This is a genomic window from Candidatus Endolissoclinum faulkneri L2 (assembly GCF_000319385.1).
Lineage (GTDB): Bacteria > Pseudomonadota > Alphaproteobacteria > Thalassobaculales > Thalassobaculaceae > Thalassobaculum > Thalassobaculum faulkneri.
In genome coordinates this window covers 404,769-419,368 of sequence record NC_019566.1, presented here as the reverse complement: position 1 = coordinate 419,368, position 14,600 = coordinate 404,769, and the positions used below count along the sequence as shown (strand labels likewise).

The following is a 14,600-nucleotide window of genomic DNA, read 5'->3' as shown; positions in this document are numbered from 1 at the left end:
AAGCTAATGTTTACTTGAGTAGTTTTCACTGATACTTAAAGTACCAAGAAAACTTTTATTGATGATATATTTTAGTATAATCAGGAAAAATCTCTCAAACGTAGCTTTGATAAAATATTAGTTAATTACCAAAATTAAGCTTCAGAACATAAAATACGCGATATAATAATATTACTTTATGAGGTACTTTATCATCTGCCTGATGGCGTTAAACCATATTTGTTAGCATTAAAGACATAAAATCTTCTTATTATACAAATAATAAAAATTTTTTATTTTATTTACTTTCACTTGTAACGAAATTTATATTGTATTTCCCTTAAAATTTAAGAAGTTTTTTGCATTATTTTAATGTCTTAAGGATGATATTTCAGAGGAATTATTTTGCGCTGGCTATTCAGATTATTTGCTTTTACTCTAGTTGTAATAATTGGTGGTATTGTGGCTTTACTGTATTTGCTTTATTATCTCAGTAGCGGCCTGCCAGACTATAAATTTCTCGTCGATTACGAACCAGCGGTTCTTACTCGCGTTCACGCAAACGATGGTAGTTTATTAGTTGAATTTGCTCGCAATAAAAGAATATTCGTTCCTATAGAAGTAGTTCCTAAACGCGTAATTAATGCTTTTCTAGCTGCTGAAGATAAAAATTTTTACAAACACTTTGGCGTTGACTTTTTTAGCCTTATCTCCGCTAGCTTCATCAATCTAAAAAATTATGGTACATGTCGTCGTCTGATAGGAGCATCAACCATCACACAACAAGTAGCTAAAAATTTCCTACTTACTAATGAAGCCTCAATCAAACGCAAAATCAAAGAAGCAATCTTATCTTTTCGTATTGAACACGCACTGAGCAAAAACCGCATCCTTGAGCTATACTTGAATGATATATATCTCGGTTTGGGTTCTTATGGCGTGGCCGCAGCTGCTTTAAATTATTTTAATAAGCCATTAGCGGATCTTACCTTTGCCGAAACTGCTTACTTAGCAGCTCTACCAAAAGCACCAAATAACTACCACCCAACTCGCAAGCATGATGCTGCTATAGCTCGTCGTAATTGGGTAATTAAACAGATGGAAAAAAATAATTTTATTGATCATTCTCAAGCTCAAGAAGTAATGAAAAAGCCATTAATTGTATCCAGCCCATTCACTAGAGATGAAACTAACGCTGATTATTTTGCTGATGAAGTTCATCGTATATTACTAGATAAATACGGAGAAAAGTGTTTGTATGAGGGAGGAATGTCAGTTTTTACAACACTCGATCCTAAGTTACAGCGTATAGCCGATAAAGCATTGCATGATGGATTAATCAAGTATGATCAGCGGCACGGCTGGCGTAGTCCTATAGCGCAAATTAACATTGCTCCAGGATGGAAAGACAGACTTGCTAAAATTAAACAACCTGCTGGAATAGGTTTTTGGCGCCTAGGTGTTGTAATGAAAGTAAATGCTAGTACTGCCACCATCGGTTTTGCTGATGGATCTTTTGCCACGATGCCATATTTAGAGATGAAATGGGCACGTAAAAGGTTAAAGGATCAACGTTTCGGAATAGTTCCTAAATTTGTTCACGAAGTACTTTCTATTGGAGACGTAGTGGCAGTAGAGACTGTTAAGAAAAATAGTCAAGGCAAAACTTATACTAAGCCAACAGTAGCTTTGCGCCAAATTCCAGATGTGGAGGGTGCAATTTTAGCAATGGATCCGCATACTGGCAAAGTGCTCGCTATGAGCGGAGGATACAGTTCGAAAATAAGCAAATTTAATAGAGCCACACAAGCTTGGCGACAACCTGGATCCTCTTTTAAGCCATTTGTTTACTTGGCAGCGTTAGATAACGGTTACACACCTGCAACCAGGTCATTAGACGCACCCTTAGTGCTTGACCAAGGATCAAAACTTCCAAAATGGAAACCATCTAACTACTCAAACAAATCTTATGAATACGCCAGATTCCATGGACTAACACCAATTAGACTTGGTATCGAGAAGTCCCGAAATTTAATGACAATTCGTCTTGCTCAAAGCATAGGAATGGATAAAGTTGTCAACTACGCCAAGCTTTTTGATGTAGTAGAGCATATGGAACCACACTTATCGTTTGCCCTTGGTGCCGCTGAAACTACATTATTACGCATAACAACCGCTTATTCGATGTTCGTTAATGGCGGCAAGAGAATTAAATCATCGCTATTTAATCTAATAGTTAATCGTCACGGTAAGGTGATCTATCGATACGATAAACGTCTATGCGAGGGATGTAACGCAAAAACTTGGAACGGCGGTCCACCTCCAGAGATACATGATAATCGCGAACAGATTATAGATCCAGCCTCTGCCTATCAAATAGTTTCTATGCTAAGAGGAGTGATTCAGCGCGGTACCGGCATTTCCATTTCTAGTTTAGGCAAAACCCTTGCTGGCAAAACTGGTACTACTAACAATAACTTAGATACTTGGTTTATAGGTTTTTCCCCCGATCTTGCTGTTGGAGTTTTTGTAGGATTTGACCATCCGCGTACTCTTGGTATTAACGATACAGGCGCTAGTGTAGCCGCGCCAATTTTCAAGTTATTTATGGAAAGTGCTTTGAATGACGTGACAACGCCTGAATTTCGTATCCCGCCAACAGTACGTATGGTTTGGATTGATGCAAACAGTGGTCGACGCGTTAATTCGAGTGCTCCTGATGCTATTCTGGAAGCTTTCAAACCAGGCACTGAGCCAACAGGCGATAATCTCATAATCGACAATGACCAAAGTATAATTTTCCCCGCAAACCCAAAAAACACAGAGCCTACAGCAGCCCCTATTGTCGGAAACGGATCAGGTATTTATTAAAGAATTTTGAATATTATTTTTTGATCACTATTTAGATGTTGATAAATTCTTTCTGAATATGGAGAACACGTTGCACATAGATACTACCGAAATCCTTGAGGAAATCAAGCAGTCAATTAAGCTGCTGAGGAGGCATGTTTGACTGTGCGGTTATATCAACGCGCATATGCAGGCTTGATTCTTTAACCCAGAAAGAAAACTTTTGGAAAAACCCAGAACAAGCGCAAAAACTAATGCAGGAGCGCAATCATCTGAAGAAACAAATGAAAGATATGAAAGCGCTTGAAGAGGCATTTGAAGATGCAACTATATTGTTATCATTAGGCAAATCCGAAGACGATACAAATACTCTTGCAGAAGCAAGAGGTGAATTAGAGTTAATTCTCGTCAAAGCCCAAAAAATGTGTATTTCTACCATGCTTTCTGGAGAAAATGATCAATGTGACTGCTATTTAGAAGTTCATGCTGGCGCTGGTGGAACTGAAGCTCAATCCTGGGCCGATACTTTGTTACGTATGTATACCCGCTGGGCTGAGCGCAAAAGCTATAAAATCGAGTGGTTGGAAGAGAGTCCAGGCGAAGAAACAGGACTGAAGTCAGCTACAATCAAGATACTAGGCCACAATGCTCATGGTTGGCTGAAAACCGAGAGCGGGGTGCATCGTTTAGTCCGCATATCACCTTACGACAGTCAAGCACGGCGTCACACCAGTTTTTCCAGCGTATGGGTCTATCCTGTAGTGGATGATTCAATTAATATCTTCATCGAAGACAAAGACTTAAAGATAGATACATATCGTGCCTCCGGTGCTGGAGGACAGCACGTTAATCGTACAGATTCTGCGATTCGCATAACCCATATCCCGTCAGGCATAGTCGTACAATGTCAAAACGACCGGTCACAGCATCGTAATCGCGCTAGTGCAATGAATGTGCTACGCGCTCGTTTATACGAGGCTGAGCTACAACGCAGAGGGGACGAAGCGCACGCAACTGAGGCTTCTAAGTCAGAAATTGGCTGGGGTCATCAAATCAGATCCTATGTTTTACAACCATATCAAATGGTCAAAGACTTGCGTACCGGAGAAGAGAGCAGTAATCCTTCTGCAGTACTAGACGGTGATATCGACGCTTTCCTAGAAGCATCGATAGGCAGAACAAAGTAAAACAAATTACCAATCGAGAATGTTATTATCATTGTTTATTCATAAAAAATATATTCGAGGTAATTTAAATAACAGCTCTAAGGGATAAGCATCTAAAACCATCAACTATTAAATTAACTTATTTTTATTAAATTAACTTATTTTAACTTATTTAATTTTAACTTATTTAAAAAAAACAACATAAATAAAAAAACTTGCATATTTTATTGACTGTTAGTCATATTTTTAACTAAAAAACATTTCACTATATATAGTTTGCTCATCAAAACAAAGAAACAGTTTGTATATATTAACTAATGCAAGAATATTCAAGGTTAATCTCAATCATAAACAGCATAATATTAAATCGTCGCACTAGCACGCTTGACAGTTTTCTGCCTTTTTCTTACATCCTCACTTAGTTCGCCGGGAGATACTTAAAAATTTAAAGTTAAGTTAACCCCGGCTATATTGCTAAAATTGCACGTCTCAACTTTTATTCAGAGTGTAAACGGAGGAAGTGTCATGAAATTTCGGCCGCTCCACGACCGAGTGGTGGTTCGTCGTCTCGACACAGATCAGAGGACTGCTGGCGGCATTATTATACCTGATACGGCTAAAGAAAAGCCCACTGAAGGTGAGGTTTTAGCCGTCGGTTCTGGCGCGCGCGACGAATCGGGAAAGATTGTCGCACTTGACGTCAAGCCAGGTGATTTGGTCTTGTTTGGCAAATGGTCTGGCACAGAAGTGAAGATTGACGGGGATGACCTGCTAATCATGAAAGAAAGCGACATAATGGGTGTGCTCGATAGCACCTTGAAATCGTCGAAGACGAAGGCCGCCTAACTAAGCTGCACGCACAGCTAGGGGCCTTCGTAAAGAAGCCGCTTGTAATAAGGGCTAACCACAAATTATTAAGGAGTACAAACATGGCTGCCAAGGACGTTAAGTTCGGCGTCGATGCTCGTAATAAAATGTTAAAAGGCGTTGATATTCTTGCCGACGCTGTAAAAGTTACGCTAGGCCCAAAAGGCCGCAATGTAGTGCTGGAGAAGTCATTCGGCGCTCCACGAATTTCTAAGGACGGTGTAACTGTAGCTAAAGAAATCGAGCTAACTGATAAGTTCGAGAATATGGGTGCGCAGATGGTACGTGAGGTAGCTTCTAAAGCTAATGATGTGGCTGGAGATGGTACTACTACTGCGACTGTATTAGCACAGTCCATCGTTCGCGAAGGCGCGAAAGCCGTTGCTGCAGGTATGAATCCGATGGATCTAAAGCGCGGTATTGACAGTGCTGTTGAGGCTGTAGTAGCTGATATTGAACGACGCTCCAAGAAGATCACTACATCTAGTGAGGTCGCGCAAGTTGGTACTATTTCTGCCAATGGAGAGCGTGAAATTGGCGAGATGATCGCTAAGGCCATGGAAAAGGTTGGTAACGAGGGCGTAATTACGGTTGAAGAAGCCAAATCACTGAATACTGAACTTGACGTTGTTGAGGGTATGCAGTTCGATCGTGGCTATCTGTCACCCTACTTCGTAACTAATCCTGACAAGATGGTTTGCGAGTTGGAAAACCCCTACATACTATTACACGAAAAAAAGTTGTCCAATTTACAGCCGATGTTACCTGTACTTGAAAAGGTAGTGCAGGCTGGTAAATCATTATTAATCATCGCAGAAGATGTAGAAGGAGAGGCTTTAGCAACGCTTGTAGTAAACAAATTACGCGGTGGCTTAAAGGTTGCTGCTGTTAAAGCTCCTGGCTTTGGTGATCGTCGTAAGGCTATGCTTGAAGATATAGGTATTCTAACTGGCGGTACTGTAGTATCTGAGGATCTTGGTATTAATCTTGATGGCGTTACTATTGATATGTTGGGAACTGCTAAGCGTATTGCCATTACAAAAGATGAAACTACCGTTGTAGATGGAGCGGGTAAGAAAAAGGATATTGAAGGTCGTTGCTCGCAGATCCGTACCCAGGTTGAGGATACTACCTCTGATTACGATCGTGAGAAGCTACAAGAGCGTTTAGCAAAGCTTGCTGGAGGTGTAGCTGTAATACGAGTTGGTGGCGCTACCGAAATTGAGGTTAAAGAGCGTAAAGATCGCGTTGATGACGCAATGCACTCAACTCGAGCAGCTGTTGAAGAAGGCATTTTACCAGGTGGAGGATCACCGCTGGTTTATGCCGTGAATGCTTTAGACAGTCTAAAACCAGCTAACGATGATCAACGCATGGGTGTAAATATTATTCGACGAGCCCTTGAAGCTCCAGCTCGACAAATTGCCTCTAATGCTGGTCATGATGGTTCAGTTATTGTAGGTAAACTTTTGGAGTCTAAGGATAGTAGCTGGGGATTGGATGCACAAAGCGGTGGTTTTACTGACTTAGTGGATGCTGGAATTATTGATCCCACTAAAGTTGTTCGTAGCTCTTTGCAAAACGCTGCTTCAGTTGCCGGTTTACTTATAACTACCGAAGCCATGGTAGCTGACAAACCTGAACCTAAATCGCCAATGCCTGCTGCTCCTGCAGCATCTGATATGGGTGGTATGGGCTTCTAACCGTAACTAAATTCGCAGGCCGAGGATAAAAGAAGCATAATTATCCTCGGCCTTTATTTATCGAATTTTATAATAAAAAATTACAACTATCGTATAGTCAGATCTTATCTAGGATAAGATAAACCAAATTTGTATTTTTAATAATCTTTTAAAACAGTACCTTTTTTTAAAGACCATTAGCAGCCAATTGACAATAGCTGTTTATAATGTATGGGTAAGTTGCTATTCTGTATTATTGACTATTTTTTTGCTCTAATACACATAGTTTTAACAAAGAACGTAAAAATAAACTTTAATAGCTTGTCATGAACACATGAGATATCCTTAAATAGATTTATTCATGAGAAATAATTTGCTAAAGTTAGGCTAAAATAGGATAAAGTTCTGTTTATTTTTTTTAGCTATAAATAATTTACGCATACCTAGGAATATTAATCCCCTGAGATGTGTATTAATCTATCTAAAAATGAAAAAATCGACCAGGATTTAACTATTATTTCCTAAATAAAGGATTTTTTAAAAAAACTCTTTATGTATTGAAATATTGACTAAAAAACAAGGTTTAAAAAACCTTTATTTTAATTTATTTAAATAAAGCGTTAATTACAATTAAAAGCACTTTAGTTATGGCGTTTTTAATCAAACATATCCAACCTTAAGAATAACATATCTATTAAAAAGTTATTCTAACTTTAATAGATATGTCTTAAATAAGGTATAAATAAACTTACAAATAATCAAATTTATTACATAAGGCACTTTCTGTAGTAAGGAAAATTTTAAATCTTGATTTAAAATGCCCAAGATAGTTTTTATCAAAAAATTAATTAGAGAAAACAAAGATTATGAAGCTTTGTTTTCTCATCTCCCTTTGATAAAAGCAAAGAAAATTGTAAAAACAATTTTGTTAATAAAAATACTCATTAAATTAATTGTTTTTAATTGTCCAAGCAATAAGATAATGTTGTGAGTGATAAAATAACATATACCTTAATACTTTCTGCTACAGCTAGATTCATATCGTTTTAGTATAAATTTGTATTAATATATTAAATCACTTAAAATATTTAAAGTCAACTTATTTTTATGTTACTTACTAAAGGTAATAAATTAACAAAAAATTTAGCATATTAACAAATATCAATGCTTTATGAAAGCATCTAAACTCAATGCTAATATTTTTATTAGCAAGTAAAATATAAACTTAACAAAAGTATTATTTGATAAAATTGAAGAATACGCTGAAGTACCTGCTGCACAGCAAATTAACTACGTAACCCGAATACAAAATTATTTGTTTAATAAATTAGCACATTGATAACTAATTATAAATTTTGTTGTCCTGGCGATGTTATACTTGAATCAACAATGGCGTTATTTTCCCAAGTAGTAATTTTGTGCAAAATATAGCTAGATGCTTCAGTCATAAGCTTATCAGCAATATCGTCTACATGACGCTGTCGCCAATTTTCGATTGAAGTACCAGCAAGCCAAGCATTGCATGCGGCCATTGCTGGGCCGCAATGAATCTGAAAGTTACTTTTTTTACTAGAATCACCCTCAAGAGTTAAACGATTACTGTGTATGAAATACCAGCGAAAAACCATGGCCATCTTCTTCTTAGGATTAACCTCAGCTTCTTCCAACTCATTTGGTGCAACTCTTGCGTAATAGCTTGCAGTCTCCTTCCAAACCTCTTCTAGGCTACGTCCCATGCACTTCTCTTCGATTTCTTTCCGCTCACGCTGAGGAATTTGGTCAAGAGAATCCAAACTTCGGTATAACTCGTAAAGCCGATTACCTCGAGCAGCAAACATGCTGCCCCGACGCAGCACCTGTATCTTAGTTCCGATCTCAAACATATCACCAGCCGGAGCCATGTCACAGTCCTGAGGACCAACTTTCTGTAGCATATCTTTAGCTAAATCACTAGTGCCAGCCTCTACTGTAGCTTGATTAATCGAACCAGTCATGACAAAGTCTGCCCCAAGCATGAAAGCGGCTGCAATCGCTTCAGGTGATCCCAAACCACCAGCTAAACCTATACGAACGTTGGAAGCAGGCTTAAATCGTTGAACAATATCATCACGTTGACGCCTAATAGCCGGTAATAAAGCCAAAGCTACTCGCTTATCTGTATGACCTCCAGAATCTGCCTCTACTACGATATCATCACATAAGGGTACTAATTCTGCTAGTTTAGCTTGTTCATCATTAATATCACCTCTTGACAACAAATTCGCTACAATCTCTGGTTCAACCGGTGCAAGAAAAGACCTTGCTACCTCACCACGTGACAATTTAGCCATCACTTGGTGTTGACGTCGTATCGCACCGTCTGGTGCAACCGATAGACCAAGCAAGCGCCAACGAGCAAGAGCTGGAGTTGGTATAATAAAAGCAGAAGCCTCGACTCGACGAACATTATGATTCAATAAGATATCAACCACTACCTCTTCCGCTTCAGGAAGAACAAAATTATGCAGAAAGTTTACCCCCCAAGGCAATTCAGTACCTAATTTAGCTGCTAATCCAGATACTGTTTCCTCAATTGCCGATGCAGACATTCCGCCAGCGCCAAAGAATGACAACAATTTAGCACTAGCCATACGTTCAACTATAGCTTTAGAACCAATTGCCTTTACCATGCCACCTACAACATAAGCTAATCGCACACCATGATCAGCGAGAAAATTTGAATCTCCAAGTGCATTAGGGCAAATGGTTATAGACATGTGGCCTCCGGTATGATGGGCATTTAAAAAATATTTAAATAACGTCTGATGCCGAGTATCTAATATTTCAATATATAGTTTCATCAACTTTGTTGATGAAACTAATGATAACAACATGAGTTTAAATAAAATAAACTTTCTTGTAATGAATTGATCCTATATTTATATTAATCATAATAACCTTAGCAAGCTGTGCAAAATTGAGTTCAATAGACTTTAAAAAAATTAACCGAATAGGATGTCAATAAGATTAATAAATGAACTTTAAAGACGACAATAATTGGTAAATAAATCTAAAATTATAATCACAAGGATTGATGCTACCCTCAATGCGAGAAGCCCGGTTTAAAAGTTACTATACTAATAATTTAGTTAAATTATTAGTATAGTAACTTTTAAATGCTGTTCACAATTTATAACTTGTGCAAAATTGACATACAATCTAATAAAACCAAGCTAATGGGATAATGTAAATGATTACTAATTTGATAATCATAATTTAAACCCATCGATTGCATCAAAATTACAGCAAAATTTAAGTTTGCAATATAAGTAAGATATTTTGCTTTATAGGACCTGTGTCCAATTTTTCCTTACTAATGATTTTAAACCTATAGATCTATTTTAGTTACTGCGTAACTCACATCCTCGCTCTTAAAATATATAAAATAATATGTAAATTTAACAGGTTAATATTATTATTTTATAAATAAAATACATTGCCGACTAGCAATACAGTGATTATTGCTTAATGAAACAACACCCTGCACGTAAAATTTGATAATTACTGAGAATTAATTATATTTCAATATACTAATTTAGTATGATTATCTCTTCCATAATTATACTAGTTAAGCAAACTAAATAAAGAATTTTACTTTATGTCATTTTTTAACTACAATTTCGCGACACTGTAGCAATACCTTTTATTAACGTACCATAATTATCGCAATTTCTTATTATAAAAATATAATTTATACGATGACAAAACTATTGATATCATGAAATTATTTTCTATTGCTTCAGTTGTATTTTACAAAAAATTACGAAGAATATTTAATCAATTATCATTAAAACAGTTTATAATTCTATTTTAATATACATTTTTGCGTCTTTGTATATCATGGCAATCCTAACAAACCTCAACAATACGTCAAACAACATCAGTAATTTAACGTACACCTAAAATAGCCTAACAATCCTCTTACTTGGTAATTTCTTACTAAATGCATTTATATAGCAACACTATAAACGATAGTTCATTAGTTATTCAATAATCTAGTAATCGAATATAATAAATATCTTACCAGAGGATAATTTACTTACAAGTACATTATATATCTTTAGCTTAGTAATTTTCATTAATTTAGTCATTACTTCAATAAATAGTATTGATCAACTAAACGAATATAAATAAATAACCTGTATTTTCTTATATTTATTCATTATATTTTGTTGTATTATTCAATTAATAAATTAATATTCAACTATTAATTTATTAATAATGTATTATTTATCAAATTTTACTACTAAAATTGTATTTTAAGAAGATGTATAATATAACTATCCGATAAATAATCCGCTATTTTTGATAGTTTAATCTTCAGTTAATTAAGCAAAAAACACGAATCCAATAACCAAAAACACTGGTACAAGGATTAATCCAGACCATAGCATGTAACCAAAAAAACTTGGCATCAAAATGCCCCGCTCTTCAGCGATCGATTTAATCATAAAATTAGGTGCGTTACCAATATAAGTGTTAGCCCCCATAAATACAGCGCCGGATGAAATTGCTAGCAAGGTATTAGATAATGGGCCAACAAGGTAATCTACATTACCTCCAGCAGTATTAAAAAATACTAAATAGGTAGGTGCATTATCCAAAAAGGAAGATAATAATCCTGTTAGCCAAAAATAGGCTAAATTTATTGGGTTTCCTGTCGAACTAGAAACAGCCAAAATAATGTTTTTTAAAGCTCCTTCTGTACCAGCTTTTAGGATAGCAATTACTGGTATAATAGTTAGAAAAATACCAGCGAATAACTTAGCTACCTCTACAATAGGAAACCAACTAAAACCATTAGCCTCACGATTCTCCAAACTAGTTAATTTCCAAGAGATAAGTGCAAAAATCAGCAGTAGCACATCGCGGAATATGTTTTGTAAATCGTAATACACATGATAAATTTCAATGCTAATACCTGTCTTCCAAAGACCTGAGATTAAAACTGTACCAATTATGCTGCATAACAAAAGTATGTTAACTTTACCTTCTAATCCAAGTGACTGTTTGTCTTTTGTTGGCTCATGTAATACATCATTAGCTTCTTTAAGCCACCAATAACGATCGATAAAGTAGAATACAAATAACAAAATAAGCGAAATTAGTGCCATAGGAGCTATAATGTGCTCAATTGGCCAAAAAAATGATATTCCCTTCAAAAAACCTAGAAATAGTGGTGGATCACCGAGTGGTGTCAATGAGCCTCCTATATTACCCACTAAAAAGATAAAAAAGACAATAATATGCACCTTGTGGTGACGCTGCTCATTAGCTTTTAGTATTGGTCGAATCAATAGCATTGAAGCACCTGTAGTGCTCATCCAGCTGGCAATAACCGTTCCTAGAAATAAAATAGCCGTGTTTATTGCTGGCGTTCCGCGTAAAGTTCCGGTTAGCCGTACCCCTCCAGCCACAATAAATAGTGATAATAACAAGACAATAAATGGAATGTATTCCAAAAGACCGACATTAAGTATTTCATAAACTACTAAATCAATACCAAATATTAGAGATAATGGAATAAGCAAGGTTATCGCCCAAAAGGTTGATACCTTACCAAGGTGATGATGCCAAAATTCTCTCGCAATCAAAGGAATAATGGCGATAGAAAGCAAGATACCAATAAACGGTATAACCCACAGTAAGCTCATGGTAGCTCCGTCTAGGTAAGGAATGCTCTTGCATGCAGCTATAGCTGACTGAGTATTGACGAAAGTAATGCCTACTAAAACAAGCAGATGTATCATTTGGCGATACATATCGTTCCATCCAACTATCATCTGCAGAACACCTCTTTATCTCCAACAGCAAGATTGCTGCAATTACCCGATAATATTCAACTTTGGCTATTGCCAGATATATAATAAATACATAATTATGTGGCTAATATTCACCTATTAAAGGAAGGAAATCTCCTATCCTATATTTTAATACTTTTTCTATTCGCGGTTTGATAATGAAAAAACTCCGCAAAGCATGATTATGTGAATATTGTTAAATGTTGTGATCAAGATCGCATGTCAGTTTGGTTAAAGGATAGTTATAAATGTGACTAGCTAACAGATCAACTCCAGTACCAACCAAATCCTTTGACATGCAAGTAACTCCCTAATATCCTAATAAACAATAACAGATCTATAAGGAATAGGAATAGTGTAGTAATAAATTTATCGTTAGGTTTTAAGATGTGAAGTAGATTATTCAGTGCTATTTAAAGTTCTGAATATAAGCGTTTTAATTAGCGACAAGATTATAACAAAAAACAAAAAAAGATAAAATTATCGTTTGTGTTGCTTAATATATAAAATGCAATCTATGCAAAGGATAGTTCTGTCGCTTTGAATTCACTAAACTGCTTAATTAACCGCCAGTACCAAGTAATACGCTTACTGATTACCAGACTGCATTATGCTATCGTTTATTATAAAAATCAATCATTTAATGAGATTATTAAAAGTAATATAGTACAACTGTATGCATTTCCGGAAGTGATAGCATAATTATTAATGCTGACTAGCAATAATAATTGGATTAACTCAAATAATCGTAAATTAAAGCAATATCTTCAAGTATATCACCGAGCAATAAATAATTAGGAGAATTAACTATTGGCAAATAATATTACTAAAAGTAATATGTAGATTTTGACCTTCTTAATAACAAAAAGCCTACCTTAAGATATATTGCATCATAGTTTTTAGGTTAAATGCTTTATAGTATGTTATCTAATAAAATAAATAAACCGTAACACAGCAAAATCCTAGTAATATTAAAAAACTAGAGCATATAGGAATACTACAAACTCTTAATCTTAAAGTGAAAGCAAAAATAGATAAGCGTAATCTGCAATAAGCTCTGGCGTATTTTAAAAGCTATTGCTCCAGCATTCAACATTCTAATAAAGAATTTGCCTATATTTATAATCATAATATTAATAAAAAAAATTCTCTGAGAAGTAATTTACATATAATTTGTTAATTATCTCATTTAAAAAAAAGATTCTGTTACATTAAGGTAAATTATCTAATTGCTATAATTAGCAACGATAGATTACTTAAATTTGTCGTTGCTAATGGCTAAATAAAATTTCCAATTTATTCTATTGTTTAATACTTATCAGATGAGCTAGAAAAACCATTGAATAGATTTCCCAGCTACGTTCATGATCATGACAGTTGTATCGCATATGCTTTATCGTCTGCAGAAATTGTTTGCAAACGACGTGGAGTTCGCCTGACAAATTTACGCCGCAGAGTATTGCAATTAATATGGGATAGTCATGCGCCGATTAGAGCTTATGATTTGCTTGAAAAGCTAAGCAGTACTAGTGCTGCCGATTGCAATAAAAGATCGAGATTTGCTCCGCAAACAGTTTATCGCGCACTAGAATTCTTAATCCAACAAGGCCTAGTACATCGGATTGAAAGTTTAAATGCTTTTGTAGGTTGTGTTGAACCAAAGCAAAACCACATGGGTTATTTTCTAATCTGCCAAAGTTGCGGTACAGCTCAAGAATTTGCTAATGGAGTTGTAAACCAAGTGTTGCGATATTATGCAAACGACGTTTATTTTCAGATAAAATGTATAACCATAGAAGTATCAGGGCTATGCGCAAATTGCCTGAATTCTACTACAAAATGACGATAAAAGCTAACATATAGCAAAATTTGTGATAATTCTGTATTTAGATGAATTAGAAAGGTCCTGTCTAGGTAGCATTATTTTTCTTATTATCCAGCAGCAGCAGCGAAAATAATTTTAACAAGATCCAATAGCTTAGGTTTGAGCAAATGGCCAAACAACTTTACATAGTAAAGTATGAATAATTAAATACTTATCGACACCATTTTATAATTTATAGATCATAATTTAAGGAGTATTTTATTAAACGAGATTATTTATGTACGTCAAATGATCGATTGTAGTTAATTTTTTTTGTTTGATTTCATAGCAAGCGCGGAAGATAAATTATCTTGTAGTTTTAATCTGCAGAATACTCATCGAACTAACTTGA

At 35.5% G+C, this 14,600-nt stretch carries 7 protein-coding genes; 5 read left to right on the top strand and 2 right to left on the bottom strand.

Annotated elements, in window-relative coordinates; translation table 11 throughout:
• Positions 1 to 384 precede the first annotated feature (384 nt).
• The 4 genes from A1OE_RS01315 (at position 385) to groL (ending at position 6,565) form a co-directional block, all read left to right on the top strand.
• Positions 385 to 2,850 (top strand): penicillin-binding protein 1A, encoded by a 2,466-nt coding sequence (locus tag A1OE_RS01315; RefSeq protein WP_015088148.1) that lies wholly within the window; start codon positions 385 to 387, stop codon positions 2,848 to 2,850.
• A 70-nt stretch (positions 2,851 to 2,920) separates the two neighbouring features.
• Positions 2,921 to 4,016, top strand: a protein-coding gene (gene prfB / locus A1OE_RS01310; RefSeq protein ID WP_162470494.1) for a peptide chain release factor 2 whose coding sequence is annotated in 2 segments (ribosomal slippage) — positions 2,921 to 2,986 and positions 2,988 to 4,016 — 1,095 coding nt in all. Because the reading frame shifts where the segments join, the coding sequence is not laid out codon by codon here.
• A 504-nt stretch (positions 4,017 to 4,520) separates the two neighbouring features.
• Entirely contained in the window at positions 4,521 to 4,841 is a 321-nt protein-coding gene (locus A1OE_RS01305) for a co-chaperone GroES (protein WP_044283210.1), read from the top strand.
• A gap of 83 nt (positions 4,842 to 4,924) precedes the next feature.
• A complete protein-coding gene (gene groL, locus A1OE_RS01300) occupies positions 4,925 to 6,565 on the top strand; it encodes a chaperonin GroEL (protein WP_015088145.1) in 1,641 nt (546 codons plus the stop codon).
• A 1,325-nt stretch (positions 6,566 to 7,890) separates the two neighbouring features.
• Here groL and A1OE_RS01295 read toward each other — a convergent pair.
• Both A1OE_RS01295 and A1OE_RS01290 read right to left on the bottom strand, forming a co-directional pair.
• Positions 7,891 to 9,300 carry a PfaD family polyunsaturated fatty acid/polyketide biosynthesis protein gene (locus A1OE_RS01295; protein ID WP_044283209.1) on the bottom strand — a complete coding sequence of 470 codons (1,410 nt, stop codon included), beginning with the start codon at positions 9,298 to 9,300 and terminating at the stop codon, positions 7,891 to 7,893.
• Positions 9,301 to 10,911: 1,611 nt separating this feature from the next.
• Entirely contained in the window at positions 10,912 to 12,366 is a 1,455-nt protein-coding gene (locus A1OE_RS01290) for a sodium:proton antiporter (protein WP_015088141.1), read from the bottom strand.
• A gap of 1,357 nt (positions 12,367 to 13,723) precedes the next feature.
• Here A1OE_RS01290 and A1OE_RS01285 point away from each other — a divergent pair.
• Positions 13,724 to 14,227, top strand: a complete 504-nt coding sequence (locus A1OE_RS01285; RefSeq protein ID WP_015088137.1) for a Fur family transcriptional regulator — start codon at positions 13,724 to 13,726, stop codon at positions 14,225 to 14,227.
• The last annotated feature ends 373 nt before the right edge of the window (positions 14,228 to 14,600 follow it).